The organism is Sphingomonas sp. ABOLE, assembly GCF_003950455.1.
GTDB classification, from domain to species: Bacteria; Pseudomonadota; Alphaproteobacteria; order Sphingomonadales; family Sphingomonadaceae; genus Sphingomonas; species Sphingomonas trueperi.
Window position 1 is genome coordinate 21190 of the sequence record NZ_QQWY01000010.1, and the last position, 26329, is coordinate 47518.

General features: G+C 67.7%; 22 protein-coding genes. 11 read left to right on the forward strand and 11 right to left on the reverse strand.

Going from position 1 to position 26329, the window contains the following annotated elements:
- Positions 1 to 10 precede the first annotated feature (10 nt).
- From CA234_RS08000 to CA234_RS08015, 4 genes are read right to left on the reverse strand one after another with little or no spacing between them, the layout of a single operon-like run.
- Entirely contained in the window at positions 11 to 958 is a 948-nt protein-coding gene (locus CA234_RS08000; RefSeq protein ID WP_125977549.1) for a FecR domain-containing protein, read from the reverse strand.
- Positions 948 to 1505, reverse strand: coding sequence for a sigma-70 family RNA polymerase sigma factor (locus tag CA234_RS08005; RefSeq protein ID WP_125977551.1), 558 nt, complete (start codon positions 1503 to 1505; stop codon positions 948 to 950). Before CA234_RS08005 ends, CA234_RS08000 begins: the two co-directional genes overlap by 11 nt.
- Before the next feature lie 22 nt (positions 1506 to 1527).
- Positions 1528 to 2331: a ChbG/HpnK family deacetylase gene (locus CA234_RS08010; protein ID WP_125977553.1), complete on the reverse strand. Its 804-nt coding sequence runs from the start codon at positions 2329 to 2331 to the stop codon at positions 1528 to 1530.
- On the reverse strand, positions 2306 to 3169 hold the full coding sequence (locus CA234_RS08015) for a glycosyltransferase family A protein (protein ID WP_125977555.1): 864 nt from the start codon (positions 3167 to 3169) through the stop codon (positions 2306 to 2308). The genes CA234_RS08010 and CA234_RS08015 overlap by 26 nt, the downstream gene beginning before the upstream one ends.
- 316 nt (positions 3170 to 3485) lie before the next feature.
- Between CA234_RS08015 and CA234_RS08020 the strand changes: the two genes are divergently transcribed.
- The 4 genes from CA234_RS08020 to CA234_RS08035 all read left to right on the forward strand — a co-directional run bounded on the left by CA234_RS08020 (position 3486) and on the right by CA234_RS08035 (position 7309).
- Positions 3486 to 4310, forward strand: coding sequence for a glutaminyl-peptide cyclotransferase (locus CA234_RS08020; protein WP_126001317.1), 825 nt, complete (start codon positions 3486 to 3488; stop codon positions 4308 to 4310).
- 241 nt (positions 4311 to 4551) lie between these two features.
- Entirely contained in the window at positions 4552 to 5970 is a 1419-nt protein-coding gene (locus tag CA234_RS08025; RefSeq protein ID WP_125977559.1) for an amino acid permease, read from the forward strand.
- Positions 5967 to 6833 (forward strand): S-methyl-5'-thioadenosine phosphorylase, encoded by an 867-nt coding sequence (locus tag CA234_RS08030; RefSeq protein WP_125977561.1) that lies wholly within the window; start codon positions 5967 to 5969, stop codon positions 6831 to 6833. The genes CA234_RS08025 and CA234_RS08030 overlap by 4 nt, the downstream gene beginning before the upstream one ends.
- Positions 6833 to 7309 carry an FKBP-type peptidyl-prolyl cis-trans isomerase gene (locus tag CA234_RS08035; RefSeq protein ID WP_125977563.1) on the forward strand — a complete coding sequence of 159 codons (477 nt, stop codon included), beginning with the start codon at positions 6833 to 6835 and terminating at the stop codon, positions 7307 to 7309. Before CA234_RS08030 ends, CA234_RS08035 begins: the two co-directional genes overlap by 1 nt.
- A gap of 87 nt (positions 7310 to 7396) precedes the next feature.
- On the opposite strand, the gene CA234_RS08040 is transcribed toward CA234_RS08035, so the two are convergent.
- The 4 genes from CA234_RS08040 to CA234_RS08055 form a co-directional block, all read right to left on the reverse strand.
- Positions 7397 to 8650 carry an NF038122 family metalloprotease gene (locus tag CA234_RS08040; RefSeq protein ID WP_164521746.1) on the reverse strand — a complete coding sequence of 418 codons (1254 nt, stop codon included), beginning with the start codon at positions 8648 to 8650 and terminating at the stop codon, positions 7397 to 7399.
- 176 nt (positions 8651 to 8826) lie between these two features.
- Entirely contained in the window at positions 8827 to 10011 is a 1185-nt protein-coding gene (locus tag CA234_RS08045; protein WP_126001318.1) for an NF038122 family metalloprotease, read from the reverse strand.
- A gap of 250 nt (positions 10012 to 10261) precedes the next feature.
- Complete coding sequence (acnA, locus tag CA234_RS08050; protein ID WP_126001319.1) at positions 10262 to 12937, reverse strand: aconitate hydratase AcnA; 2676 nt, start codon at positions 12935 to 12937, stop codon at positions 10262 to 10264.
- Positions 12938 to 13184: 247 nt separating this feature from the next.
- Positions 13185 to 13736 carry a hypothetical protein gene (locus tag CA234_RS08055; protein WP_126001320.1) on the reverse strand — a complete coding sequence of 184 codons (552 nt, stop codon included), beginning with the start codon at positions 13734 to 13736 and terminating at the stop codon, positions 13185 to 13187.
- Positions 13737 to 14152: 416 nt separating this feature from the next.
- On the opposite strand from CA234_RS08055, the gene CA234_RS08060 reads away from it, so the two are divergent.
- Positions 14153 to 14917 (forward strand): tryptophan 2,3-dioxygenase family protein, encoded by a 765-nt coding sequence (locus tag CA234_RS08060; RefSeq protein WP_126001321.1) that lies wholly within the window; start codon positions 14153 to 14155, stop codon positions 14915 to 14917.
- Complete coding sequence (locus tag CA234_RS08065; RefSeq protein WP_126001322.1) at positions 14914 to 16038, forward strand: aminotransferase class V-fold PLP-dependent enzyme; 1125 nt, start codon at positions 14914 to 14916, stop codon at positions 16036 to 16038. The genes CA234_RS08060 and CA234_RS08065 overlap by 4 nt, the downstream gene beginning before the upstream one ends.
- Here CA234_RS08065 and CA234_RS08070 read toward each other — a convergent pair whose 3' ends face one another.
- Together CA234_RS08070 and CA234_RS08075 are read right to left on the reverse strand one after the other, a co-directional pair.
- A complete protein-coding gene (locus tag CA234_RS08070; RefSeq protein WP_126001323.1) occupies positions 16039 to 16473 on the reverse strand; it encodes a CoA-binding protein in 435 nt (144 codons plus the stop codon).
- 3 nt (positions 16474 to 16476) lie between these two features.
- Entirely contained in the window at positions 16477 to 17433 is a 957-nt protein-coding gene (locus CA234_RS08075; protein WP_125975091.1) for a P-loop NTPase, read from the reverse strand.
- A gap of 71 nt (positions 17434 to 17504) precedes the next feature.
- On the opposite strand from CA234_RS08075, the gene CA234_RS08080 reads away from it, so the two are divergent.
- The 5 genes from CA234_RS08080 to CA234_RS08100 all read left to right on the forward strand — a co-directional run bounded on the left by CA234_RS08080 (position 17505) and on the right by CA234_RS08100 (position 24818).
- Positions 17505 to 18587, forward strand: a complete 1083-nt coding sequence (locus CA234_RS08080; protein WP_126001324.1) for a protease modulator HflK — start codon at positions 17505 to 17507, stop codon at positions 18585 to 18587.
- The gene (locus CA234_RS08085) at positions 18584 to 19435 is read left to right on the forward strand and encodes a protease modulator HflC (protein ID WP_206431126.1); all 852 of its coding nucleotides are present in this window, start codon (positions 18584 to 18586) and stop codon (positions 19433 to 19435) included. Before CA234_RS08080 ends, CA234_RS08085 begins: the two co-directional genes overlap by 4 nt.
- Before the next feature lie 96 nt (positions 19436 to 19531).
- Positions 19532 to 21049 (forward strand): Do family serine endopeptidase, encoded by a 1518-nt coding sequence (locus CA234_RS08090; protein ID WP_125975085.1) that lies wholly within the window; start codon positions 19532 to 19534, stop codon positions 21047 to 21049.
- A 68-nt stretch (positions 21050 to 21117) separates the two neighbouring features.
- Positions 21118 to 22716 (forward strand): helicase HerA-like domain-containing protein, encoded by a 1599-nt coding sequence (locus CA234_RS08095; RefSeq protein WP_126001325.1) that lies wholly within the window; start codon positions 21118 to 21120, stop codon positions 22714 to 22716.
- A gap of 155 nt (positions 22717 to 22871) precedes the next feature.
- Positions 22872 to 24818, forward strand: a complete 1947-nt coding sequence (locus CA234_RS08100) for an oligopeptide transporter, OPT family (RefSeq protein WP_126001326.1) — start codon at positions 22872 to 22874, stop codon at positions 24816 to 24818.
- Positions 24819 to 24872: 54 nt separating this feature from the next.
- Here the strand turns inward: CA234_RS08100 and CA234_RS08105 are convergent, their stop codons facing one another.
- Complete coding sequence (locus CA234_RS08105; RefSeq protein WP_126001327.1) at positions 24873 to 26306, reverse strand: mannitol dehydrogenase family protein; 1434 nt, start codon at positions 26304 to 26306, stop codon at positions 24873 to 24875.
- Positions 26307 to 26329 lie beyond the last annotated feature (23 nt).

Here is a 26329-nt window from a genome sequence, read left to right on the forward strand (position 1 = left end):
GGCCGCGAGACTAAGGGGTTCTCGGCCCCTGCTCCGCCAATATCCACTGCCCCCCGTCACGACGCCACGTCGCCCCGATCAATTCGGCAAGGCGCGGCACATCGCGATCGGCGACGCCCGAGAAATGAACGACACCGGTGAACGGCCTTTCCGACAGCGTGCCCCGCAGGGCGATGTCGGTGCCGTAAAGCCGTTTCAGTGCCCCTGCAACCTCGTGCAGGGGCTGGCCGGCAAAGCTCAGCCGCCCATTGCGCCAGCCGCCGACAAGGGCCGGCGCTACGCGGGTACGCGTCACATCGCCGCCATCGTCGCGCGCGGACAGCGCATCGCCGGCGCGCAGCGTCACCGCCGTACCGCCCGGCTGGAACGCCACCGACCCTTCGGAGACCGCGACGCTCATCCGGTCGCCCAGGTGCGTCACGTTGAACACGGTGCCGAGATCCTGCACCGCCACGTCGCCGACCTTGAGCATGAACGCCGCGGCCGTGTCGTGCCGGACATGGAACAGCGCCTCGCCCCGATCGAGCGTCGCGACGCGCGGATTGGCGTGGTCCAGCGTCAGCCGAGTGCCGCCGCTCAGCTCGATCCGGGTGCCGTCGCCCAAAGCTATCGTCCGGCGCTCGCCGTCACGGGTGGCGATCTGATAGGTCTGCGCGCGCGGCTGGATCGTCGGCACCACCGCGATCGCGAGCGCCGCGGCCGCCGCTGCACCGCCCGTCCACCAGAGCCAGCGGCGCGGGGCGGGCAAATTGTCGTTCTCCGCCACGGGCGCAGGCTCGGGGAAGCGGACCTCTGCAACCAGCCGGTCCGCCGCTGCGACACGATCATAGGCCGCGGCATGCGCGGGGCTTTCCTCCAGCCAGGCGACGAATGCGGCCCACACGGCCTCGTCTGCCTCCGCCAGCCGCAGCTGCCAGGCAATCGCCGTCTCGATCGCGTCTGCCGTCTCAACCTGCACGGTCGGAACCCCTTTCATGATCGAGACGATTCAGCCCGGCCGAACCCGCACCTCCGGAATCGAGTCGTTCCTGAATTTTCCGGTATGCACGTTGCAGCAGTTTCTCGACGCCGCTCACCGTGATCCCCAGCTGCTCGGCGATCGCGCGCTGCGGGCGCTCCTCGATCCGGAACAGGCGGAGCGCGGTCGCCATTCGCTCGGGCATCTCGGCGATCGTCTCCTCCACCACCTGCCACTCGCTGCGGGCGACGAGGGTACGCTCGGCATCGGGCACCTCCTCGGCGCCCGGCTGCGTCTCCATCCAGCCGGCATCGCGGCTGCCGCGGCGGCCGGCGGCGATACGCCGATCGGTGGCAAGGTTGGCGGCGACGCGGAAGAGAAAGGCGGCAGGTTGGGCGATCGGCTGCTCCGCCAGCTGGTCGATCCGCAGCCACATGTCCTGCAGCGCATCCTCGGCGTCGTCCCGATTCCCCAGCCGCGCAGCGAGCAGGCGCAGCAGCATCGGCCGCTGCGCCAGGAACACCGCCTTCAGCCCGTCGTCACCCACGCCTTCCCGATCCCCGCGAGGGTCAGGCCGGAAACGCCAGTCCCTCGGCACCAGCCATGTCGGCGATCGGCAGCCGGTGCAAGGCCTTGGCTTCGACAATGCGTGCTGCGGCGATACGGTCGCCGGCGCGTTCGCCGGCACCGGGATGGCACATCACCAGATGCATCGGCCCCGGCCCCCGGAGGAAACGCGGGAACAGCGCGGCATAGTCGCCGCGAAAGTCGTAATGACCGGAAAAGCCGCGATTGGTGCGCAATCCCAGTGCCGCGGCAGCCTTGCGCAACCCCCGGCTGTGCCAGGCGCTGCCGATCGCCTTGCTGGAAAAGGGACGGCGCAGGATCGCCAGCGGACTGTCGGTGCAATCGCGCACCCAGGCACCGGGCGCGCGCGCGACCGTTTCCGCCAGCACCAGATCGCGGATGCCGGGAAGCGCATGGACGTGCTGGTGGCCGTCGACGAAGGCGGGCGGGCGCCGCATCGCCGCGAAGAAGGCGTCAAACTGGGCGGAAATCTCCATCGCCACTTCGTCGAGCGGCACCGCCCAGCGCCCCGCCATGCGGGTCAGCGGGTCAATCGCCGGCATCCGCCCGCCGGGTGCGAAGCGTGGCATCGCGGTACGCGGTGCCTCCTCGGTGAGCGTCAGGTGCAACCCGATCTCGACATGCGCCGGCAGGTCCGCCAGCAGCCGCGAATCCTCCGCCCAGCCGGGCATCAGCGCCATGCAGCTGACCGCGTTGATCTTGCCGGCCTGGGCAAGGGTGACGATCGCGGCGCTGATCGCCGGCGAATAGGCGAAATCGTCAGAGCAGAGAATGAGACGCGACACGTACCGGTCCTTCGAGATGCTGATATTGGCGCTCGCGAATGCGATTGCTCAGCAGGCGGCGGCGCTGCAGCCGTCGTGCGAGAAAGACGTAGAAGAACCAGTCGCCCGCGATCGGCGCGGTGGCCGAGTAGAGCAGCCGTTCGAACAGCGTCCAGCGGATCGAATCGCGGTCGCGCTTGCGGCGGCTCGGCGTGCACCAGAGCTCGCCCGAATAGCCCATGCGCCCCTTGCGCATCACGCGGTGGATCACCTCGTGATCCTCGAGTACGAAGTTCCAGCGCGCGGCATCGAAGCCGCCCGCCGCGCGCAGGCTGCGCGTGCAGAAGGCCTGGCCCGCACCGCCGGCATGGCATTGCCCGGGCAGCAACCGCGCGGCGGTGAGGAAGCGTCGCGCCTCGCGGATCCGGGCGCGCACGTCGGTCTCTCGTGCGATATAAAAGGCACCGGCGACGACATGCCCGGGACGCGAGAGAATCGCCTCCGCCGCCGCGAGATAATGGGGCGGGTAGACGGTGTCGGCATCGCAGGTCGCCACCCAGCGGGTGCGCACCCAGCCGAGTCCTGCGCGCAGCGCAGCGACCTTGCCCGGCGTGCGTTCGGTGATCAGCAGATAGTCGAGCTTGTTCGCCCGGCAGCATGCCTCGGCCACCTCGGCGCTGCCATCGTTCGAACCATTGTCGACCAGCACCAGCGTGCACCTCGTGGTCTGCTGCGCGAGGCTCTGGATCGTCGCGGGAAGATAGTCGCGCTCGTTGAAGAACGGGATCAGCACGGTCCAATGCAGATCCGGACCTTGCGGCCGCCAGCCGAACGGGTCCTTCGAAAAATCCAGAAACATCGCTGCGAGCATCCCGTCGGTTCGAATGGACGCAGGGGACCGACTCCAGAACCAGAACGGCAGCTAAGTGTTTGCCGCCGCCTGGTTCCTGGCTTGACCAGTTCCTCCCCACTCGATCGAAAGACGATGCCTTCACGGCCGATCCACACCGAGGGCGAACAAAAATTTCGACGATGTTAAGCCTGATCGACGTGGCGGCAGGGCGGCATCCTGCCGCCATGGCAGCATCATGGCCGAAGCGATCTGGCGCGCCAGGGGTTTACACGGCCGCCCGGCTTCGGCTTGGGTGGTGGCACGTAGAAGCGAAGAGGTTCCGATGAAGCGCATCCTGTTGGTGGTCTTGGCCGCGATCGTGCTGGTCGGAGGCGCCGCCTTCGCCTTCACCCGGATCAAGCCGAGCGGCATTCCCGTGGTGCGCGCCGTCGCCGTCGCGACGCTGCCGCACGATACCGGATCGTTCACTGAAGGTCTCTTCTTCGAGAAGGGCGCGATGTACGAGAGCACCGGCCAGATCGGCGAATCGGTGATCCGCAAGCTCGACCCCGCCACCGGCAAGGTGCAGCAGGAAACCTCGCTTCCCGCCCCCTATTTCGGCGAAGGCATCGTCGCCTGGGGCGACAAGCTGTTCCAGCTCACCTGGCAGGACAAGACCGGCTTCATCTACGGCCTCGACAAGTTCGAGCCGCGCGGCACCTTCTCCTATACCGGCGAAGGCTGGAGCCTGACGCGCAACGACAAGGCGATCATCATGAGCGACGGCACGCCCGTGCTGCGCTTCCTCGACCCCAACTCGATGCAGGTCACCTCGACGCTGCGGGTGACCGCCAATGGCTGCCCGGTCGCCAATCTCAACGAGCTCGAATGGGTCGACGGGCAGATCTACGCCAATATCTGGCAGACCAACCTGATCGCCAAGATCGACCCCGTCAGCGGCAAGGTCACCGGCTTCCTCGACGTGAGCGACCTGGGCCCGAAGGACCGCGGCACCGATAACGTCGCCAACGGCGTCGCCTACGACGCGGCGACCAAGCGGCTGTTCGTCACCGGCAAGCGCTGGCCGCAGCTCTACCAGGTGAAGGAAGGCGATGCGGTCGCCAAGTCGTCCGAGGCGGCGAAGCTGACGAGCTGCAGCCAGCAGTAAGCGGCGCCGTTCTTCCGGCTTCCTGCGACCCTTCTTCTAGTTTCCCTCCCGCCTGCGGGAGGGGTTAGGGTAGGGTGTGTAAGGGTAGCGGGCGACACCGTCCAGGAAAGAACCTCCACGACACACCCTCCCCCCGCCCCTCCCGCAGGCGGGAGGGGCGTAAAGAAGCGGGAGGGACATAGGCTTGCCCCATCCCCCCACCCCGCTATCACCGCCGGGCCAAGAACAAAGGGGAGGATCCATGGCCAGTCTGTTCCGTCTGAAACCCATTACCGCAGCGGAAGACCAGCCGCACGGGCATCGCCTGGCGCGTACGCTGAGCTGGTATCATCTGGTGGCGCTGGGGGTCGGCGCGATCGTCGGCACGGGCATTCTCACCCTGATCGGAGTCGGCGCGGACCGGGCAGGGCCCGCCGTGATCCTGTCCTTCGTCGTGGCAGGCGCGATCTGCGCCTGCGCCGCGCTCGCCTATGCCGAGTTGGCGACGAGCATTCCCACCTCGGGCAGCGCCTATACCTATAGCTATGTGGCCCTCGGCGAGATCGTCGCTTGGGTGGTTGGCTGGAGCCTGCTCGCGGAGTACACCCTCGTCGTCGCCACCGTCGCGGTCGGCTGGTCGGGCTATGCGACGCCGTTCCTGCTCGGGATGGGCGTACCGCCAGAGCTCACCCACGGCCCGCAGATGGTCGCCGGACAGGTGGCGCATTGGGGCGTCAACGTGCCGGCGCTGTTCGTCGTGTGGTTGGTCGCCGGGTTGCTGATCCTCGGCACCCGCGAAAGCGCGACGCTCAACGCGATCCTCGTCGCGGTGAAGCTCGTCGCGCTCGCCGTCTTCGTCGTGGTCGCCCTGCCCTATTTCGATGCCGCCAATTTCGACCCGTTCGCGCCGTTCGGCTTCGCCAAGCATGCGAGCGACGGGGTGGAGCGCGGCATGATGGCCGCTGCCGCGATCATCTTCTTCGCATTCTACGGCTTCGACGCGATATCTACCGCTGCCGAGGAAGCCAAGAATCCCGGCCGCGATCTCGCCATCGGCATCGTCGGATCGATGGTGGTGTGCGTCGCCATCTACATGATCGTGGCCCTCGCCGCGGTGGGCGCGCTTTCCTACACGCGCTTCGCCGACAGCCCCGAGCCGCTGGCGCTGATCCTGCGCGAGATCGGCCAGCCAGGCGTCGCCAAGTTCCTGGCGCTGAGCGCCATCATCGCGCTGCCCACCGTGATCCTGGGCTTTCTGTTCGGCCAGAGCCGCATTTTCTTCGTGATGGCGCGCGACGGGCTACTCCCCAAGAGCCTCGCCAAGGTCTCGCGCCGCGGGTCGCCAGTTCGGATCACGCTGTTCACCGCCGCCATCGTCAGCGTCTTCGCCGCCTTCCTCCCGATCGACGAGATCGCGGCGCTCGCCAATGCCGGCACTCTCACCGCCTTCGCCGCGGTGGGCCTGTGCCTGCTGGTGCTTCGCCGCCGCGCACCCGATCTCGCCCGCCCGTTCCGCACCCCGGCCGCCTGGGTCGTCGGGCTCGGCGCGATCTTCGGCTGCCTCTACCTCTTCCTCAGCCTGCCGACCCAGACTCAACTCTGGTTCGGCTGCTGGAACCTCTTGGGTCTCGTCGTCTATTTCGCCTATGCCCGCCGCAACGCAGCAAAGGGTGGCGCATGAGCGGTTGGACGATCGGAATCATCGGCGGTTCGGGCCTATACGATGTCGAGGGCATCGAGGACGGCGAATGGGTGGAGGTGGCGAGCCCCTGGGGCACGCCATCGGATGCCTGCTTCGTCGGCCATGTCGGGCATGTGAAGGTGGTGTTCCTGCCCCGCCACGGCCGCGGCCACCGCATCAGCCCCTCGGACCTCAACGTGCCGGCCAATATCGACGTGCTGAAGCGGCTGGGCGTCACCGACGTGCTGGCGGTTTCCTCGGTCGGCTCGCTGGCCGAGGAGCGCGCGCCGGGCACCTTCACCATCGCCGACCAGTTCATCGATCGCACCAAGGGTCGTCCCTCCAGCTTCTTCGGCACCGGCATGGTCGCGCATGTGTCGATGGCCGATCCGGTGTGCCCGCGCTTCTCTGCGCTGGCGGCCGAGGCGGCGCAGGCGGCGGGTGCCACCACCCATGTCGGCGGTACCTATCTGGCGATGGAAGGCCCGCAATTCTCGACCCGCGCCGAGAGCAACCTCTACCGCAGCTGGGGCTGCCACATCATCGGCATGACCGCGATGCCCGAGGCCAAGCTCGCCCGCGAGGCGGAGCTGCCCTATGCGCTGGTTGGCATGGTCACCGATTATGACTGCTGGCGCGAAGGCGAGGAAGCGGTGGACGTGGCGCAAGTGATCGCCCAGCTCTCGAACAATGCGGAGAAGGCCCGGAAGATGGTGATGCACCTGCTGCGCAACCTGCCCGAGGAACGCGCGCCCTCGCCGATCGACACCTGCCTCGACATGGCGCTGATCACCGCCCCCTCAGGCCGCGATCCGCAGCTGCTGGCGAAGCTCGACGCCGTTGCCGGCCGGGTGCTAGGCTGATGGCGCGCGCACTGCTCGCAGCGGCGGCACTGCTGTTCGCCGTCCCCGCCATGGCGCAGGAAGCCCCGGTCGATCGCTCGCAGGATCTGCGCTGGCAGAGCGCCCAGTCGCTTGCACTCGCCAGCCGCGGCTCGGCACAGGGCTGGCGCGTGCTCGAAGGCGGCCTGCGCTGGCGGCGGGTGAAGGGCGACGGCTCGGGCCAGCACCCGAGCGTCAGCGACATGGTGACGCTGCACTATGCCGGCACCTTCGTCGACGGCAGCGAGTTCGACAGCTCGTACGGCGGCCCGCCCGCGCGCTTTCCGCTCGACCGGCTGATCCGCGCCTGGCAGATCGCCGTACCGTTGATGGGCGTGGGGGATACCATCGAAATCGCGGTCCCAGCCGAGCTGGGCTATGGCTTCCAGGGTAAAGGCCCGATCCCGGGCGGCGCGACCTTGCTGTTCAAGATCGAACTGCTCGGCATCGGCCGCTGAGCGGCACCGGGCTTCGCGGAGCACCGCGGGGCCCGGCTCGACCGCAGCCAGGGCAACGGCGACGTGCCCCATAGGCCGTCGCTCGGTCTACAATCCCCCCATCAGCACGCCGGCCACGACCGGTACCAAAAAGGCGAGCGGAATCCTCAGCACCAAACGCTGATCGCGAAGCTTGGAGATCGAGTAGCGCCTCGCCATGCCGACGCAGCCGAAGCCCGCGATGAGCATTGCCCACGCCGCCGGCTCCGGCACGGGCGCAAAAGTTCCGAACGGGTGCGCGATATTGTACGCTTGGTAGATCTGCGCCGTCGACATTTGATATGTTGGGTTTGCCAACAGGTTGACGTTCAGGTTCCAGCCGATCGCGTCGAATACCGCCAGGTCGGCCGCCGTCACCACATCGACCGTGCCATCGCACGAATAGGGATTCATCATCCCGATAAAGCCGGTGCAGCCGCCTACGACCTTCCAGTGCGAGGCCTGCCAGCCATCGCCATTATATTCGCCGGTCGAGAAATAGGCGTTACCGCCAAGCGCCGTCGCCCCGCCGTCGAGCGAGAAATAAGCGGGTGCATTGAATCCCCAGTCGAGTTGGCCGGGGGCGGAGTAGCGGAACAGGTCCATCCCATAAGCAACCGGAATGTTGTCGATACGCTGGACCGGACCCACGACATTGTCGAACGTGTCGACGCCGCTGGTAAAGCCCAGTGCATGCCCGATCTCGTGGATTGCCGTACCGATGAAGTCGTAGCTTCCGGCACTGATCCCGTCCGCCGGGTTGAAGTCGAACGCCTGCACACTCGAAAAGATGATCTCCGCATCCAGGCCACTCACATTGTTCACCAGCGCCTTCAGATTGGCCCCGGTCAGCGCGATGGTGCTGCCGATGATGCTGCCGTCGGGAGCGACGCGCGTGCCCGCGGTGGCGACGCCGTCCTTTTTAACGGGGTCGTCATAGGCGGGGATCAGCACGGTCGGCGTGCCGGCGCTGCTCAGCGGCTGGAAGTGGCTCGCGGCCTGCGCATCCAGGGCGGTGGTACCCGTCACCGCCAACGCATTCTGGTAGCTGGCGATGGTGATGCCATCATAATAGCGGAAGCTGGTCCCTCCCAGATCGTCTGGGTCGAGCGCCTGGAATCCGACATTGATGTGAATCGTCGCGTTGTTGGTGAGGACCGATTCCCAATAGCTCGCCGCGATCTTGAATGCCCTGTCGGCCGGCGAACCCGTTACACCACCGATGTCGTGCAGGATGATATGAGTCTGCGCTCCGGCCGGCGTCGCAAGCGCCAGCAGCGCCACCGCGCTGGCGGCAAATAGCTGTAGCGTCCCCATGCGCATCAGAGCCCTTCCCCGCCGCCCGAGCGCGGCATTTCTGGCGCACAGTTTGCGCGGAATGCGGGCAACGGAAAAGCGAAGCTGGGTGCGAAACGGACGGATCGGCCGACATAACGTACCACAAAAAACGGCCTCGCTTCCGAAGAAGCGAGGCCGTCCAATACGTTATAGCATGCCTGTCAGGCGAAGCGAACCTGCCGCGAACGGTTGCGATAGCGCATCATGCCGCCGATCGCGCCGAAGCCGAGGATCAGCATCGTCCAGCTTTCCGGTTCCGGCACCGCGCCGCCGGCGGCGATCCAGGCCTGGGCGACATCCTTGGTGGTGAAGTTATAGCCCCCGTTGGCGAGGACATCGACGTTCAGGTTCCAGCCGATCGCATCCATCAGCGCGAGATCGGCGGCGGTGACTTCGTCCATCTGCCCGAAACAGGTATAGGGATTCATCACGCCGACATAGTTGCTGCAGGTGTTGTTCGCCTTCCAGTGCGACGCCTGCCAGCCATCGCCATTATTCTCGCCGGTCGAGAAATAGGCATCCCCCTGGAAGGCGGTCGCGCCGCCGTCGATCGAGAAATAGGAGGGCTGGTCGAACGCCCAGTTCAGCTCGCCGTCGCCGCTGTAGCGGAACAGGTCGAGCGCATAGGCCCACCAGTAATTGTCGGTCTTGAACCCCGAGCCGACCGAATAATCGAAATCGTCCGCGCCACTTAGGAAGCCCAGCGTATGGCCAATCTCGTGGATGGCGACGCCGACGAAGTCGATGGTGCCGGCCTGGATCCCGTCCGTGGGATTGAAGTCGAACGCGAAATCGCTGGAGAACCGAATCGTGCCGTCCACCGCGGCCGCCGCAGCCCCCAGCGCCTGCGCATTGGCGGTGCTGAGCGCCATGGTGTTGCTGATCGCCTTGCCATCCGGCGTGAGGCGCGTGCCCGTGGCGGCGACGCCGTCCAGGGTCGCGGGCTGGGCGTAGTTGGGCACGATCGCCGACACGCTCCCCGAGCCGCTGAGCGGCGCGAGATGCGAGAGCACGCTCGCGTCCAGCGCCGACGTGCCGGTGGCCGCGAGCGCGCCATAATAGCTGTCGATCCCGACATTGGTGTAGAGGTTGCTGCTGGCACCGCCCAGAATGTTGGGGCCCAGCTTGGCGAAGCCGACGTCGAAGTGCAGCGTGACGTTGTTGGTGAGCACGCTTTCCCAATAGCTCGCGGCGATCTTGAAGCCGAGTTCCGCCGGCGATCCGGTCACGCCGCCGATGTCGTTGAGCACGATCTTCGTCTGCGCGGCCGCAGGTTGTGCCGCAGTAATCGCCAGTCCGAATGCCGTGGCAGTCGCGAGCAGCGCCTTGATCTTCGTCGTCTTCATCCGAACCCCCATTTTGGTCGATGACTTCGATCGCACCGAATCCCGGTTTACCGATCGTTAACCAAGGTGATGGAGGCAGCGGCACCCGGTCAAGCGGGAAATGTTACAATTTTTTGTTTTGGTGAAACCTTGTGTCACAAGAACATCACACATCTTCACGTTCGTGAATACTTTGGCACAAGGACCATAGGCACAAAAAAACCGGCGCCCTCCCTGCGGAGGACGCCGGTCTTTAGCGGTTCGCGACGGATCAGGCCGCGAGCTTGCGCAGCACGTAGTGCAGGATGCCGCCGTTGAGGAAATATTCCAGCTCGTTGACGGTATCGATCCGGCAACGGGTGAGGAAGGTTTCCGACGAGCCGTCGGCGCGGGTCAGCTTCACTTCCACGTCCTGGCGCGGGCGGAGACCCGCGACGCCGGTGATGGTGAAGGTTTCCGAGCCGTCCAGCTTCAGCGTCTCGCGGGTCACGCCGTCTGCGAACTGCAGCGGCAGCACGCCCATGCCGACCAGGTTCGAGCGGTGGATACGCTCGAAGCTCTCGGTAATCACCGCGCGCACGCCGAGCAGGTTGGTGCCCTTCGCCGCCCAGTCGCGCGACGAGCCGGTGCCATATTCCTTGCCCGCGACGATGACGAGCGCGGTGCCGTCCGCCTTGTGGCGCATCGCGGCGTCGTAGATCGGCATCACTTCGCCGGCATATTTGGTCATGCCGCCTTCGACGCCCGGCACCATCTCGTTCTTGATGCGGATGTTGGCGAAGGTGCCGCGGACCATGACTTCATCGTTGCCGCGGCGCGCGCCGTAGCTGTTGAAGTCCTTCTTGGCGACCTGGTGCGACTGGAGGAACGCGCCCGCGGGCGAATCCGCCTTGATGCTGCCGGCGGGCGAGATGTGATCGGTGGTGATTGAATCGCCCAGGATCGCCAGCGGCTTGGCGTCGACGATGTCCTGCACCGGTGCCGGGGTCATCGACATGCCCTCGAAATAGGGCGGGTTGTGGATGTAGGTTGAGCTGGTCGGCCAGGCATAGGTGTCCGACACGGTCACCGAGATGCCCTGCCAGTGGCTGTCGCCGAGATAGACGTTGCCGTAGCGCGAACGGAACATCTCGTCGTCGATGTTGGCGTTGATCAGGCCCTGGATCTCCTCGTTCGAGGGCCAGATGTCCTTGAGGAACACCGGGTTGCCGTCCGAACCGGTGCCGATCGGCGTCTCGTACATGTCTTCGGTCACCGTGCCCTTCAGCGCATAGGCGACGACCAGCGGCGGCGAGGCGAGGAAGTTGGCGCGGACGTCCGGCGAGACGCGGCCCTCGAAGTTGCGGTTGCCCGACAGCACCGAGGCGGCGACGATGTCGTTGCCGTTGATCGCGGCCGAAATCGGCTCGGCGAGCGGACCCGAGTTGCCGATGCAGGTGGTGCAGCCATAGCCGACCAGGTTGAAGCCGATCGCGTCCAGATCCTCGGTGAGGCCGGCCTTGTTGAGGTAATCAGTGACCACCTGCGAGCCCGGGGCGAGCGAGGTCTTCACCCACGGCTTGCGGGTCAGGCCCTTTTCGCGCGCCTTGCGGGCGACGAGACCGGCGGCGATCAGCACCGACGGGTTCGAGGTGTTGGTGCAGCTGGTGATCGCGGCGATCACCACGTCGCCGTCGCCGATGTCATGGTCGCGACCCTCGACGCCAACGCGCGCGGGCTGCTCCTTCTTGTACACCTTGGTCAGGTCGCCGTTGAACACTTCGTCGACGCTGTCGAGGCTGACGCGGTCCTGCGGACGCTTCGGGCCGGCGAGCGACGGACGCACGGTCGACATGTCGAGCTCGAGCGTATCGGTGAAGATCGGCTCCACCGCATCCTCGCCGTGCCACATGCCCTGCGCCTTGGCATAGGCTTCGACCAGCGCGACATTCTCTTCGCTGCGGCCGGTGAGGCGCATATAGTCGAGCGTCTTGTCGTCGATCGGGAAGAAGCCGCAGGTCGCGCCATATTCCGGCGCCATGTTGGCGATGGTCGCACGATCGGCGAGCGTCATCGCGTGCAGGCCGGGGCCGTAGAACTCGACGAAGCGGCCGACGACGCCCTTGGCGCGCAGCATCTGGGTGACGGTGAGCACCAGGTCGGTCGCGGTGATGCCCTCGGCCAGCTTGCCGGTGAGCTTGAAGCCGACGACTTCGGGGATCAGCATCGACACCGGCTGGCCGAGCATCGCGGCTTCCGCCTCGATGCCGCCCACGCCCCAGCCGAGCACGCCCAGGCCGTTGACCATGGTGGTGTGGCTGTCGGTGCCGACCAGCGTGTCCGGATAGGCGATCGTGGCACCATCGGGCGCGACCGACGACCAGATTGACTGGGCGATATATTCGAGGTTCACCTGGTGGCAGATGCCGGTGCCCGGCGGGACCACCGAGAAATTGTTGAGCGCCTTGGAGCCCCACTTGAGGAACTCGTAGCGCTCGGCATTGCGCTCGTACTCGAGCTTGACGTTGTCATCGAACGCCTGGGGCGTGCCGAACTCGTCGACCATCACCGAGTGGTCGATCACGAGGTGCACCGGCACCAGCGGGTTGATCTTGGCCGCGTCGCCGCCGAGCTTGGTGATCGCGTCGCGCATCGCCGCCAAGTCGACCACGCAGGGCACGCCGGTGAAGTCCTGCATCAGCACGCGCGCAGGGCGATACTGGATCTCACGGCTGGGGGCCTTGGGGTTCTGCTGCCAGTCGACGATGGCCTGGGCATCCTCGGGGGTGACGGTCACGCCGTCGTCGAAGCGGAGCATGTTCTCCAGCAGCACCTTCATCGAGAAGGGCAGGCGGCTGACGTCGCCGAGCTTCGCCGCCGCCTTGGGGAGCGAGTAGAAGCTGTAGGTCTTGCCGGCGACGGTGAGCGAGTCACGCGTGCCGAGCGTATCGTTGCCGATGGCGGTCATGAGGCGCGGGGTCCTTTCCCTAATTAGGTCCGCCGGGCGCTCGGTGGACGCAGCCCATTATAGGCCACGCGGGCGCACCGTCGGGGGTGCTGCGAATGCGAAGATTCGCGAGGGGCCTTAGCGCGGTGCGGCGGGGAGGGAAAGGGGACGTTGGTAGGGGAGCGGGTGGTGGTAGCGGTAACGGTTCCGAAGGGTCGGCGCCAAAGGGCCGGCAGCTTTCGCCCAGAGCCCACTCTTAGATCGATCGTCAAAGTCCCGCAGGATGATCGGAGAGCCAGTCGGGCCATGCCGCCTGCAACTGGTTCACGGCTTCCCACGAGGTTGGAAACAGATCGAAGCCGCCATCGTAGGGCGCAAACACCGCACCATTTTCGCACCTCATCCAGATCACCCGCCGTGGCGCGTCGTCAGCAATTGACAGCAGCTTGGCATCGCTCGCTCCCGCCCGCCAACGTTCGCGGCGGACGGAAAAGCTCCAAACGGGATCGTCGGGATCATCGGTCTCGGTCCCAGAATACGCTACCTCGCTCGTTGCAGAGGGATCACCGATCTCACCCTCAACAACCCAGCACCACTGGTCCGCCCCGAGCAACGAGTCGCCCAAAGCATACGCTCGCGAAAGAATGATGCCCCGTTCCGCTTTGTTGTCTGCGTACCTCTTGGAACCGGGAAGGGCGTGAAACCGAACCCATGGCGATCCTTCCCTGTTGCGGAGCATCCATCCTAGCGGCAGGCAGGTCGAGTGATACCGCGCCCAATCGCGGCGAAATTCTTCGGTAGTGGCGCTATCCTCGGTCATCACGGCTGCTTACAACGGACGGCAGCTTCCCACCACTTGCCGCTAGACCGTGCCACATGTGACACTGCTGGGATGAGATGGGTCTGCAAAGCACTCATGGAGGTGGCGCTGATTGCGGCCTCAGGCTGTCACCGCCAAGAGCCAGAAATCTGCCACTCGTCGCCGCCGGAGAGCTCCGAAAACTACGAACGGTGGGAGAATGCAGTCGCGGCGGCTAAATGCCAGCGCCCTCATGAAGACCCGTCCCTTCCTGTGAATCAATCTCACGTCCGTAAGGGCGTCTGACGAGATTGCCGCGCACGAGCCGGACAGCCACTCTCCGCCGACATCCGCCGGTTCTGGCGCGGGAAAAGCTCGCGTGTGCGGCTACACGCCCCCCCATTGCCGTTTCCCGCCCCGCTGCTAGCGTCGCCGCCATGACCGAAGGCATGACCTATGGGCGCTATCTCGCCCTCGACCAGCTGCTCGCCGCCCAGCATCCGCTGTCGGACCGGCATGACGAGCTGCTGTTCATCATCATCCATCAGACCAAGGAGCTGTGGCTCAAGCAGATCCTCGCCGAGCTGCACCTCGCCAAGGGGCTGGTCCGCGCGGGCAAGCTGATCGAGGCGTATAAGGGCCTGGCGCGGGTGAGCCGCATCCAGGCGGTGATGACGCTGAGCTGGGACGTGCTCGCGACGATGACGCCCAGCGACTATACCCGCTTTCGCTCGGTGCTCGGCGGCAGCTCGGGCTTCCAGTCGGACCAGTTCCGCGCGGTCGAGACGATGCTGGGCCTGCGCGGCGGCGGGGTGCCGGGGCCGCTGACCGACGAGGCCGCCGCGCTGCCGAGCCTGTGGGACGATGCCAATGCCGCGCTCGCCGCCGCCGGGTTCGCGCTGCCCGATGCCGTGCTGCGCCGCGACTGGCCAACACCCTATCAGCCGAACGACGCGGTCCGCGCCGCCTGGGGCCAGGTGTACCGCGACACCAATCGCTACTGGGACCTGTACCAGCTGGCCGAAAAGCTGGTCGATATCGACGACGCGATGGCGACCTGGCGGCACAAGCACGTCCTCACCGTCAGCCGGGTGATCGGCGGCAAGCCGGGCACCGGGGGCACGCCGGGCGTGTCCTATCTCGAATCGACGCTCGCCAAGCGCGCCTTTCCCGAACTCTGGTCGCTCCGGACAGACCTGTGAGCAGCTTCAAGCATTTGTTCCAGCGGTCGCTGGCCGCCGCGCCCGACCGGCTGCACTTCGCCGCGCACAGCCATCACCTCTGGCCCGACGCCTCGTGGCTCGGCCAGCAGGCGGCGTGGGACGATGCCGCGCGGCTCGCCGACCGGAAGTGGGGCCGGGTGATGGATGCAATCTGGCCCGCCGCCCAGGCGCATGTCGCCGCCGAGCTGCACCTGCCCGATCCGTCGACGGTGGTGTTCGCGTCGAACACGCACGAGCTGCTGCTGCGGATCGTCTCCGCCATGGCGCCGCGCAGGCCGCTGCGCATCCTCGCCACAGACGGCGAGTTCCACAGCTTCCGCCGCCAGTCGCTGCGCTGGGAGGAGTCGGGCGCGGCGGTGGTCACCCGGGTACCGATGGGGGAGATCGTCGCGACGGCGCGAGCGGGCGGGTTCGACCTGATCGTGGCGAGCCATGTCCAGTTCGGCACCGGTCGTATCTTCGATGGGCTTGCCGACCTCGCGGCGCTGGCGCGGCCCGAGGGCCCCTGGGTGCTGATCGACGGCTATCACGGCTTCATGGCCGTCGAGACCGACCTGTCGGCGGTGGCGGACCGGGTGTTCTACGTCGCGGGCGGGTACAAATACGCGATGGCGGGCGAAGGCGTCGGCTTCCTCCACGCGCCGCCCGGCTTCGGGCCGCGGCCGGAGATCACCGGCTGGTATGCCGAGTTCGAGGACCTCGCGCTGCCGCCGGGCCGGATCGGCTATGCGCCCGACGCCCGCCGCTTCCTCGGCGCGACCTTCGATCCGTCGGGGCTCTACCGCTTCGTCGCGGTGCGCGAGATGCTGGCGCGCGAGGGGCTGACGACGGCGGCGATCAACGCCCATGTCGCGCCGCTTCGGATGCAGCTGCTGGAGGACTTGCCCCTCGACGCCGAGCGGATCAACCCCGCCGCGCCGGAGGCGCCGCAGGCGCGTTTCGTCGCGCTGCGCAGCCGGCAAGCGGCCGCGTGGCAGGCGGCGCTGCTGGCGGACGAGATCGTCACCGACGTGCGCGGCGACGTGCTGCGGATCGGGCTGGGCCTCTATCAGGACACCCGCGACGTGGCGCGGCTGCGCACGGCGCTCGCCGCGCTCTGATCAGGCGGCGGCGAGCGGCGCCAGGCCGAGGCGGCGGATCTCGATCGCCGGGCAGCGGTCCATCACCACCTTGAGCCCCGCCGCCTCGGCGCGGGCCGCGGCGTCATGGTCGATCACGTCGAGCTGCATCCATACCGACTTGGCACCCGCCGCGATCGCCGCATCGACCACCGCGCCGGCATCCGCCGACTTGCGGAAGATATCGACCATGTCGAGCGGCACGCCGATCTGGTCGAGCTCGCGGAAGACGAACTCGCCGTGAATATGTTCACCGGTAATGCGCGGATTGACCGGGATGACGCGGTAGCCGTGCCGCTGCAGCAGCAGCATCACGCCATTGCTGGGTCGATTGGGACGATCGGACGCGCCGACCATCGCGATGGTGCGCGTTTCCTCGAGCAGGGTGCGGATGTCTTCGTCACGCGTCAGCGGCATGCATCACCTCTTTAGCCATTCATAGACCGAATCGGCGAGCGTTACAAAGGATCCGGAAGAGTCCGTATCGCCGGCGGCGGGGGGCGTGCCTGCATCCGAAGCGGCGCGGATTTCCATCGCCAGCGGGATGCGGGCGAGGAACGGGATGCCCAGCGCCCCCGCCGCCTTCTCCGCCCCGCCGCTGCCGAACGGATCGGAGACACCGCCGCAATGCGGGCAGCAATAGCCCGCCATGTTCTCGACGAGGCCCACGATCGGCACGCCGGCCTTGTTGAACAGGTCGATCGCGCGGGTCGCGTCGATCAGCGCCAAGTCCTGCGGCGTCGAGACGATCACCGCGCCAGCGGGCTTGTGCTTCTGGATCATCGTCAGCTGCACGTCGCCGGTGCCGGGCGGCAGGTCGAGCACGAGCAGCTCGGTATCGCCCCAATCGGCATCGACCATCTGGCCGAGCGCGCCGCCCGCCATCGGCCCGCGCCAGGCGATCGCCTGCCCCTCGGCGACGAGCCCGCCCATCGACAGCATCCTGAGCCCGAACGGGGTTTCGATCGGCAGCAATACTTTGTCACGCGCCTGCGGCTTCACGCCCTCGACCCCCAGCAACTTGGGCTGCGAGGGGCCGTAGATGTCGGCATCGACCAGCCCGACCCTGAGCCCGCGCCGCGCGAGCGCGATGGCGAGATTGGCGGCGACGGTCGACTTGCCGACCCCGCCCTTGCCGCTGGCGACGGCGAGGATGCGGCGGGTGCGCCGCTCGCTGGTGAGAAGAATGCGCACTTCGGCCACGCCCGGCAGCGCGGCGGCGGCGCTGCGCACCTCGGCTTCGAGTGCGTCGCGGGTCTCGGGCGCGAGGCCGGTCACGTCGAGCACGACATTGGCGCGGCCGCCCTCCAGGCGCACCGTGGCGCGGCCGGCGGACACGGGGGCGAGGGCGGCGGAAAGGTCCTGCGGATCAGTCATGCGGCGGCACATAGGTACACAATCGTCCGACGCCACTGTAAATCCGCGTCGCCCTGCTTATAAAGGTTGGCATGGTGAATAGTTCTGGCCGCGACGCGCTGTCCGGCACCTTCCACAACGAGCCGCCGAAAAGCCCCTGGGGCGGCGGCTCGGACAAGGATGACGGCAATGGCGGGGGCCCGCGCAACCCGTGGTCCGTCCCGCCCGAGGGCCGGCGCTCGCGCGCCGGTTCGCCCAGCGCGCTCGACGAGCTGTGGCGGCGGGCCCGCAGCGGCGGCGGTAGCGGTGGCCTCCCCGGCGTGCCCACCGGCGCGCGGCTCTGGCTGCTGATCATCGCCGGCTTGCTGGCGGTTTGGGTGCTCTACACCTCGATCCACCCGATCGGGCCCCGCGAGAAGGGCGTGGTCACCTTCCTCGGCCGCTATTCGGGCACGCTCGATCCGGGCATCCAGTTCACCTTGCCCGCCCCCTTCCAGCTGGTCGACGTCGTCGATGTCGGAAACATCCGCACCGAGAATTTCCCGAACAGCGGCGAGAATCTGATGCTGACCGGCGATCAGAACATCGTCGACCTCGCCTATTCGGTCCGCTGGGACGTGCGCAGCGCCTCGGCCTATGTGTTCCAGATCGCCGATCCGCGCGAGACGGTGCGTGCCACGGCGGAAAGCGCGATGCGCGCGGTGATCTCCACCACCAGCCTCAACGACGCGATCGGCGAAGGCCGCTCGCAGATCGAAGCCGAGGCGCAGGTGGCGATGCAGAAGATCCTCGACGAATATGGCGCGGGCATTCGCATCCAGGGCGTCGCGATCCAGAAGGCCGCCGCCCCCGCGCAGGTCGACGACGACTTCAAGGCCGTCACCGCCGCGCAGCAGGAAGCCGAATCGAACCGCAACAACGCCAATGCCTATGCCCAGCGCGTGATCGCCGCGTCGCAGGGCGAGGCCGCCGAGTTCGACAAGATCTACGAACAGTACAAGCTGGCCCCCGAAGTGACCAAGCGCCGGCTCTATTACGAAACCATGGAGGCCGTGCTGGCCAACACCAACAAGACGATCGTCGAGGCACCGGGCGTGAACAGCTACCTGCCGCTGCCGGCGCTGCGCCGGGGCAATGCGCCGGCCGATGCGCAGAATTCGGGAGGCGCCAAGTGATCGCCTGGGCCCGCAACCCGATCGCGCTCGTCGTCGGCGTGATCGTCGTGCTGATCGTGCTGATGAGCACCGTGGCGATCGTGCCGGAAACCAAGCAGGTCGTCGTGCTGCGGCTGGAGAAGCCGTACCGCACGGTCAACGCCTACAAGGCCGGCGAGGGCTTCGGCCGCACCAATGCCGGCCCGGTGTTCCGCATCCCGTTCGTCGACCGCCTGGTGTGGGTCGACAAGCGGATCCTCGACGTCGACCTGCCCGACGAGCCCGTGCTGTCGACCGACCAGCTGCGGCTGGAGATCGACGCCTATGCCCGCTACCGCGTCACCGATCCGCTGCGGATGGTGGTGACGGTGGGCACCGAGGAGCGGCTGCGCGAACAGCTCCAGCCGCTGCTGCGCTCGTCGCTGCGCAACGAGCTGGGCAAACGCCGGTCGAGCACGCTGCTCAGCCCCGAGCGCGGCCAGGTGATGGACAATGTCCAGGATTCGCTCCAGCGGCTCGCCAGCCAGTATGGCGTGCAGATCGTCGACGTGCGGATCAAGCAGACAGAGCTGCCCTCGGGCTCGCCGCTGACCAGCGCGCTCACCCGCATGGCCACCGCGCGCCGCCAGGAGGCGGAGACGATCAAGGCGCAAGGCCTCAAGGACGCGCAGATCATCCGTGCCAACGCGCAGGCGCAGGCGGCGCAGATCTATGCGGCGGCGTTCAACAAGGATCCGCAATTCTACGACTTCTACCGCGCGATGCAGTCGTACCGGACCACCTTCCTGAGCCCGGACGCCAAGGGCGAGAGCCAGATCATCCTGTCGCCGAACAACGCCTATCTGCGGGAGTTCACCGGGCAACGATGAGTCTGTCCGCTCGTTCATATTCAAATCAGGTTCAGCCGCGCTGGGTAGAAGCGCGGTTTGAGACGAACACCATTCCTTTCGAGAGGAAATGACCCCGTGCGTTACGCCTACGCCTTGACTACCGCGATCCTGCTGGGTGGCGCCGCCACCGCGCTCTCGCTCAACCAGCCCGCCGGCGCGCAGACCGCGCAGAACGAGCCGGGCACCATCCAGGCGATGGCCCCCAAGGCCGGCGCGCCGATGAGCTTCGCCGATCTCGTTGCCCGTCTCCAGCCGGCGGTCGTCAACATCTCGACCACGCAGCGCGTGAAGGTGAACGCCAATCCGTTCGCCGGCACGCCGTTCGAGATGTTCGGCCTGGGCCAGGGCCAGTCGGTGACGCGCGAGGCGCAGTCGCTCGGCTCGGGCTTCATCATCTCGGCCGACGGCTATGTCGTCACCAACAACCATGTGATCTCGGCGGGTGCGCAGGGCGCGGTAGTCGAATCGATCACCGTCACGCTGGCCGACGGGCGCGATTTCAAGGCGAAGCTGATCGGCCATGATCAGGCGTCGGACCTCGCGGTGCTCAAGATCGACGGCGCGAACCTGCCCTTCGTCAAGTTCGGCGATTCGGCCCGCGCCCGCGTCGGCGACTGGATCCTGGCGATCGGCAATCCGTTCGGCCTGGGCGGCACCGTCACTTCCGGCATCATCTCGGCGACGCACCGCGTCACCGGCACCGGCGCCTATGACCGCTTCATCCAGACCGATGCTTCGATCAACCGCGGCAATTCGGGCGGCCCGATGTTCGACCTGAACGGCAACGTGATCGGCATCAACTCGCAGATCCTCTCGCCCACCGGCGGCAATGTCGGCATCGGCTTCGCGATCCCGGCGGAGGAAGCCAAGCCGATCATCGACAAGCTGATGAAGGGCCAGACGATCACCCGCGGCTATCTCGGCATCGCGATGCAGGACCTGACCAAGGACCTGGCGGCCGGCTTCGGCCTGCCGTCGGACCGCGGCACGCTGGTCGCGCGCGTCGAGCCGGGCCAGCCGGCCGAGAAGGCGGGGATCAAGCAGGGCGACGTGATCGTCAAGGTCAACGGCAAGGACGTGACCCCGGACCAGACCTTGTCCTACATCGTCAGCAACGTCACCCCGGGCACGCGTATCCCGATCGAGCTGATCCGCGACGGCAAGCGCCAGACCGTCAACGTCACCGTCGGCACCCGCCCGCCGGAAGAGCAGCTCGCCCAGTTCGATCCGAGCGACCAGGACGGCACCGACGGCGATGATGGCGACAACGGCGGCAGCGCCGCCACCGCGCCCACCGCGCTGCTCGGCATCGGCGTCACGCCGCTGACCCCGCAGATCGCGCGCTCGATCGGCGTCGATCCCTCGATCGGCGGCGTGGTGATCCTCGGCGTCAACCCGAGCAGCGATGCGGCCGGCAAGGGCCTGCAGCGCGGCGACGTGATCGTCTCGATCAACCAGCAGCCGGTGCGCACCGCAGCAGACCTCAGCAAGGTCGCCGCGGCCGCCAAGGCAGCGGGCCGCAAGCAGGTGGTCCTCTACATCCAGCGCAAGAACATCGGCAACTATATCCCGGTCGGTCTCGCCGGGAACTGATTTGCCGCAAAACGGCTGACCAAGGCCCGTTTCTTCCCTATGGCTGCGCCTCCACAAAGGAGCGGGAAATGGCGGAAGAGACGGGCCTTTTCGTTGGAGCGGCCGGGGAGGCGCGGATCGAACTCAACCTGCGCCGCGCCAATCGCCACGGGCTGATCGCGGGGGCGACCGGCACCGGCAAGACGGTGACGCTGCAGGGCCTGGCCGAGGGTTTCTCCGCCGCCGGCGTGCCGGTGTTCGTGGCCGACGTGAAAGGCGATCTGGGCGGGCTCGGCATGGCCGGGTCGCCGCTCGCCAAGCCGCATGCCGCCTTTGCCGCGCGGGCGGAAGCGATCGGCGACAGCGACTGGAAATACCAGGCGATGCCGGTGCAGCTCTGGGACCTGTTCGGCGAGCAGGGGCACCCGATCCGCGCCACCGTCTCCGAAATGGGCCCGCTGCTGCTCGCCCGGTTGATGGACCTCAACGAGGTGCAGGAAGGCGTGCTGACCATCGCCTTCCACGTCGCCGATGCCGAGGGGCTGCTGCTGCTCGACCTCGACGACCTGCAGGCGATGCTGGCGCACTGCGCCGAGCGCGGGGACGAACTTTCGACGACCTATGGCAATGTCTCGAAGCAGAGCGTCGGCGCGATCCAGCGCCAGCTGCTCCAGCTGCGCAGCCAGGGCGGCAGCCATTTCTTCGGCGAGCCGGCGCTCAGCATCCAGGATTTCCTGGCGCACGACGATAGCGGCCGCGGCGTGATCAACATCCTCGCCGCCGACAAGCTGATGGCGAGCCCGCGGCTCTATGCCAGCTTCCTGCTCTGGCTGCTCTCCGAACTGTTCGAGACGCTCCCCGAAATCGGCGATCCCGACAAGCCGGTGCTCGTCTTCTTCTTCGACGAGGCGCATTTGCTGTTCGACGATGCGCCCAAGGCGTTGCTCGAGAAGATCGAGCAGGTGGTGCGGCTGATCCGCTCCAAGGGCGTCGGCGTCTATTTCGTGACGCAAAATCCGATCGACATCCCCGAGGATGTGGCCGCCCAGCTGGGCAACCGCGTCCAGCATGCGCTGCGTGCCTTCACCCCGCGCGACCAGAAGGCGATCCGCGCCGCCGCCGAGACCTTCCGGGCCAGCCCCGGGCTCGACGTGGCGACCGCGATCACCGAGCTGGCGGTAGGCGAGGCGCTGGTCTCGCTGCTCCAGGCGGACGGATCGCCCGCACCGGTATCGCGCACCCTGATCCGCCCGCCCGCCTCGCGGGTCGGCCCGCTGGCGGCGGACGAGCGCAAGATCCTGGTCGAGACCGATGCGGTCGGCGCCAGCTACGACACCGCGATCGACCGCGAATCCGCCGAGGAATTGCTCGCCGCCAAGCGCGCCGAGGCGAGCGCCGCTGCCGCGGAGGCCCAGGCGCGAGACGCTGCGGAAAAGGCCGCCGCCGCGCAAGCCAAGGAAGACGCGCGCCGCGCCAAGGAGGAGGAACGCGCCCGCATCGCCGCCGAGCGCGAGGCTGCGAACAACCCGCTCAACCGCGCGATCCGCTCGGCCACGCGCTCGGCCTCGTCGGCGGCGGGCCGCGCGGTGGCGAACGAAGTCAGCAAGGCGGTGTTCGGCAGCAAGGGCGGCGGCGGGGTGCTGGGGCAGGTGGTGCGCGGGGTGCTGGGCGGGCTGTTCCGCGGCTGAACAGCCGGAAAAGCCTGTCCTTTCGGAGCCGCCGGTGCCACGGTGCCGGCCATGCGACGGCGAGGGCGCCCATGCTGATCCGGATGGGCCACTGCGTGCAGCGGTGGCGCGGTTTCGCACGCCCCGCCCCCACCCCCATTCGGAGCCTCTAGCGCATGGCCATAGCCCCTGCCCGCGCGCCGCTTGAACTCACGCTGCGCGGCGTGCTGCTCGGCGGCGCGATCACGCTGCTGTTCACCGCCGCCAATGTCTATCTCGGCCTGAAGATCGGGCTGACCTTCGCCACCTCGATCCCCGCCGCGGTGATCTCGATGGCGATCCTGCGATTCTTCCCCGGCTCGACCATCCTCGAGAACAATATCGTCCAGACCGTCGCCAGCGCGGCGGGGACGCTGGCCGCGATCATCTTCGTGCTGCCGGGCCTGGTGATGATCGGCTGGTGGAACGGCTTCCCCTATGTCGAGACCGCCGCGATCACGATGTTCGGCGGCATCCTCGGCGTGATGTTCTCGGTGCCGCTGCGGCGTGCGCTGGTGGTCGACTCGCCCGACCTCCCCTATCCCGAGGGCCGCGCCGCCGCCGAGGTGCTGCAGGTCGGTGCCGGCAGCCGCGAGGGTGCGGAAGAGAGCGCGCGCGGGCTGAAGGTGATCGTGGTCAACGCGGTCGCGGCGGCGGGCTTCGCGCTGGTCACGCGGATGCGGCTGGCGGCCGAGGAGGGCGCGCTGTTCTTCAAGGCGGGCGCGGGCTCGACCGGCGTCATCGGCGGGCTGCAGTTCGCGCTGATCGGCGCGGGGCACCTGATCGGTCTCACCGTCGGCATCGCCATCCTGGTCGGCATCGCGATCGGCTGGTGGATCGCGCTGCCGATTCTGAGCGCCGGGATGCCCGGCGCGGCGGAGGAAGTGGCGAACGCCGTGTTCCGCAGCGATGTGCGCTTTCTCGGCGCGGGCACGATCGGGATGGCGGCGATCTGGACCTTGCTCAAGATCATCGGGCCGGTGATCGGCGGCATCCGCTCGTCGCTGGCAGCGTCTGCCGCTGCGCGCGGCGGTGCGGCCGTGGCGATCGGCGAGCGCGACCTGCCGATCGGCATCGTCGCGATCGTCACGCTCGGCATGCTGCTGCCGATCGGCTGGCTGCTGTGGAGCGTGCTGGCGGCGGGCCCGCTCTCCGCCTCGGCGGGGCTGCTGGTGGCGGGGTCGCTGGCGTTCGTGCTGGTCGTCGGGCTCGTGATCGCGTCGGTGTGCGGCTATATGGCGGGCCTGATCGGCGCGTCGAACAGCCCAGTCTCGGGGATCGGCATCCTCTCGGTCGTCGCGGCTTCGCTGATGCTGGTGGGGCTGTATGGCCGCAATCTCGACCCCGACACCACCCAGGCGCTGATCGCCTATGCGCTGATCGTCACCGGCATCGTGTTCGGCGTGGCGACCATCTCCAACGACAATCTGCAGGACCTCAAGACCGGCCAGCTGGTCGGCGCGACGCCCTGGAAGCAGCAGGTCGCACTGATCTTCGGCGTGATCTTCGGCAGCCTGGTCATCCCGCCGGTGCTGAGCGTGCTCAACGCCTCGTTCGGCTTTGCCGGCGTGGCGGGTGCCAGCGCCGACGCGCTGCCGGCCCCGCAGGCGGCGCTGATCTCGTCGCTCGCCAAGGGCGTGCTGGGCGGCGACCTGCGCTGGGACCTGATCGGCGTGGGCGCGCTGATCGGCGCGGGCGTGATCCTGGTCGACGAGCTGCTGGCGCGCACCACCAAGCTGCGCCTGCCGCCGCTCGCGGTGGGCCTCGGCATCTACCTGCCGATGGGCGTGACGCTGACCGTGGTGGTCGGCGCGGTGATCGGCTGGTTCTACGACCGTGCCGCCGAGCGCGCCCGCGACCCCGAGTTCGTCAAGCGGATGGGCGTGCTAATGGCGACGGGCATGATCGTCGGCGACAGCCTGTTCGGGGTGCTCTACGCGGGCATCGTGTACGAGACGGGGAGCGAGTCTCCGCTCGCGCTGGTCGGGCCAGGCTTTGCGGGCGTGGCGCTGGCGGGCGGCACGGCGCTGTTCCTGGCGATCACCGCGGGGCTGTATCTCTACACCCGGCGGCAGGCGCGATAGCCACTTCTTCCCCCCTCCCGCTTGCGGGAGGGGGATTTAGAAGAAGAAGGAGGATCAGCCCGCGAGCAAGTCGCCGAGCTTGCCCGCCTGGATCGCGGAGAACGCCGCGCCCAGCGCCTCGCGATACCGCGCATCCTCGGCCACCCGCGCCGGGAAGACTTGGCGCAGCGCCAGCACCGCCTCTACCGGCGCCGCATCGGTCGCCGCCGCAGCGAGGACATCCGCCAGCGGGTCGGTGATCGTCTCGCCCGCCTTGGCCTTGTTGCCGAGAAACGCGATCCACGCCGCCACCGGCACCACCAACCGCTCGACCGACCGCCCGGCATCCAGCGCCGCCGCCGTCGTGTCCAGCAGCCGATACGGCAGCTTCTGCGAGCCATCCCAGGCGATCTGCGCCAGCAGGTGCCGGATCGCCGGGTTGCGGAATCGATCGAGCACCGCATCGACATAACCGGGCACGTCCAGCCCATCGACCGGGCCCAGCGACGCCGCGATGTCCTGATGCGCCAGCCGCGTGACGAAGCCGCCCAGCGCCTCGTCCGACATCGCCTCGAACACCGTCTCGTGGCCGAGCAGCAGGCCGATATAAGCGAGGCTCGAATGGCTGCCGTTGAGGATGCGCAGCTTGGCCTGCTCATAGCCGCGCACGTCGCTGGTCAGCGTCACGCCGGCCGCGGCGAGGTCCGGGCCGTCGGCCATGTCGAAGCGCTGCAGCACCCATTGGGTGAAGGATTCGCGCTGTACCGCCGCCTTGTCCTCGACGCCGAGCGCGTCCGCCACCGTGGCGAGAAAGGCCGCGTCGCTGGCCGGCGTGATCGAATCGACCATTGAATCCGGGAACGCGACTTCGGCCGCGATCCAGTCGGCCAGATCCGCATCCCATTCGCGCGCCAGCGCCACGCAGGCGGCGCGGAGCTTGCCGCCATTGCCCGTCATGTTGTCGCAGCAGAGCATCGCGAAGGGCGCCACGCCGGCCGCGCGACGATCGGCGAGCCCGGTGACGATCCAGCCGATCACGCTTGCCGGCTCTTCCGGACGCGCGCGATCATGGACGATGTCGGGGTGATTCATGTCGAGCGTGCCGTCGCCGCCCAGGCAATAGCCCTTCTCGGTCACCGTGCTGGTGGCGATCCGCACCTCGGGGCTGGCGAGCAGCGCGCGCAGGCGGGCACCCTCGCCCGGGCCGATCGCGTCCGAATGCGCGGCGATGATGCGGGTGGAGGGCTCGCGGTCGATCACCGCCAGCGTGTAGAGCCCATCCTGCGCCTTCAGCGCATCCGTCGTCGTCCCGCTGCGCAGCGACACCGCGGCGATGCCCCAGCGCGGATCGCTGTCCAGCACCTTGTCGATGAACGCCGCCTGGTGGGCACGGTGGAAGGCGCCGGGCCCGAAATGGACGATGCCGGTGCGGATCGCGGCCAGGTCGTGGCCGGGGCGGAGGATGCCGGCAGGAAGCCCGGCGAGCGTCGCGCGCGAAAGCGTGGTCATATGGTCAGGCCAATCAGACCCGG

Bases quoted from the DNA above. Each gene is read 5' to 3' on its own strand.
- CA234_RS08035 (WP_125977563.1), top strand. From the start codon at position 6,833: ATGGCGCGCGCACTGCTCGCAGCGGCGGCACTGCTGTTCGCCGTCCCC.
- CA234_RS08015 (WP_125977555.1), bottom strand. From the start codon at position 3,169: ATGTTTCTGGATTTTTCGAAGGACCCGTTCGGCTGGCGGCCGCAAGGT.
- CA234_RS08100 (WP_126001326.1), top strand. From the start codon at position 22,872: ATGGCCATAGCCCCTGCCCGCGCGCCGCTTGAACTCACGCTGCGCGGC.
- CA234_RS08080 (WP_126001324.1), top strand. From the start codon at position 17,505: ATGGTGAATAGTTCTGGCCGCGACGCGCTGTCCGGCACCTTCCACAAC.
- CA234_RS08040 (WP_164521746.1), bottom strand. From the start codon at position 8,650: ATGCGCATGGGGACGCTACAGCTATTTGCCGCCAGCGCGGTGGCGCTG.
- CA234_RS08075 (WP_125975091.1), bottom strand. From the start codon at position 17,433: ATGACTGATCCGCAGGACCTTTCCGCCGCCCTCGCCCCCGTGTCCGCC.
- CA234_RS08105 (WP_126001327.1), bottom strand. From the start codon at position 26,306: ATGACCACGCTTTCGCGCGCGACGCTCGCCGGGCTTCCTGCCGGCATC.
- CA234_RS08095 (WP_126001325.1), top strand. From the start codon at position 21,118: ATGGCGGAAGAGACGGGCCTTTTCGTTGGAGCGGCCGGGGAGGCGCGG.
- CA234_RS08055 (WP_126001320.1), bottom strand. From the start codon at position 13,736: ATGACCGAGGATAGCGCCACTACCGAAGAATTTCGCCGCGATTGGGCG.
- CA234_RS08025 (WP_125977559.1), top strand. From the start codon at position 4,552: ATGGCCAGTCTGTTCCGTCTGAAACCCATTACCGCAGCGGAAGACCAG.
- CA234_RS08030 (WP_125977561.1), top strand. From the start codon at position 5,967: ATGAGCGGTTGGACGATCGGAATCATCGGCGGTTCGGGCCTATACGAT.
- CA234_RS08020 (WP_126001317.1), top strand. From the start codon at position 3,486: ATGAAGCGCATCCTGTTGGTGGTCTTGGCCGCGATCGTGCTGGTCGGA.
- CA234_RS08045 (WP_126001318.1), bottom strand. From the start codon at position 10,011: ATGAAGACGACGAAGATCAAGGCGCTGCTCGCGACTGCCACGGCATTC.
- CA234_RS08060 (WP_126001321.1), top strand. From the start codon at position 14,153: ATGACCGAAGGCATGACCTATGGGCGCTATCTCGCCCTCGACCAGCTG.
- CA234_RS08070 (WP_126001323.1), bottom strand. From the start codon at position 16,473: ATGCCGCTGACGCGTGACGAAGACATCCGCACCCTGCTCGAGGAAACG.
- acnA (WP_126001319.1), bottom strand. From the start codon at position 12,937: ATGACCGCCATCGGCAACGATACGCTCGGCACGCGTGACTCGCTCACC.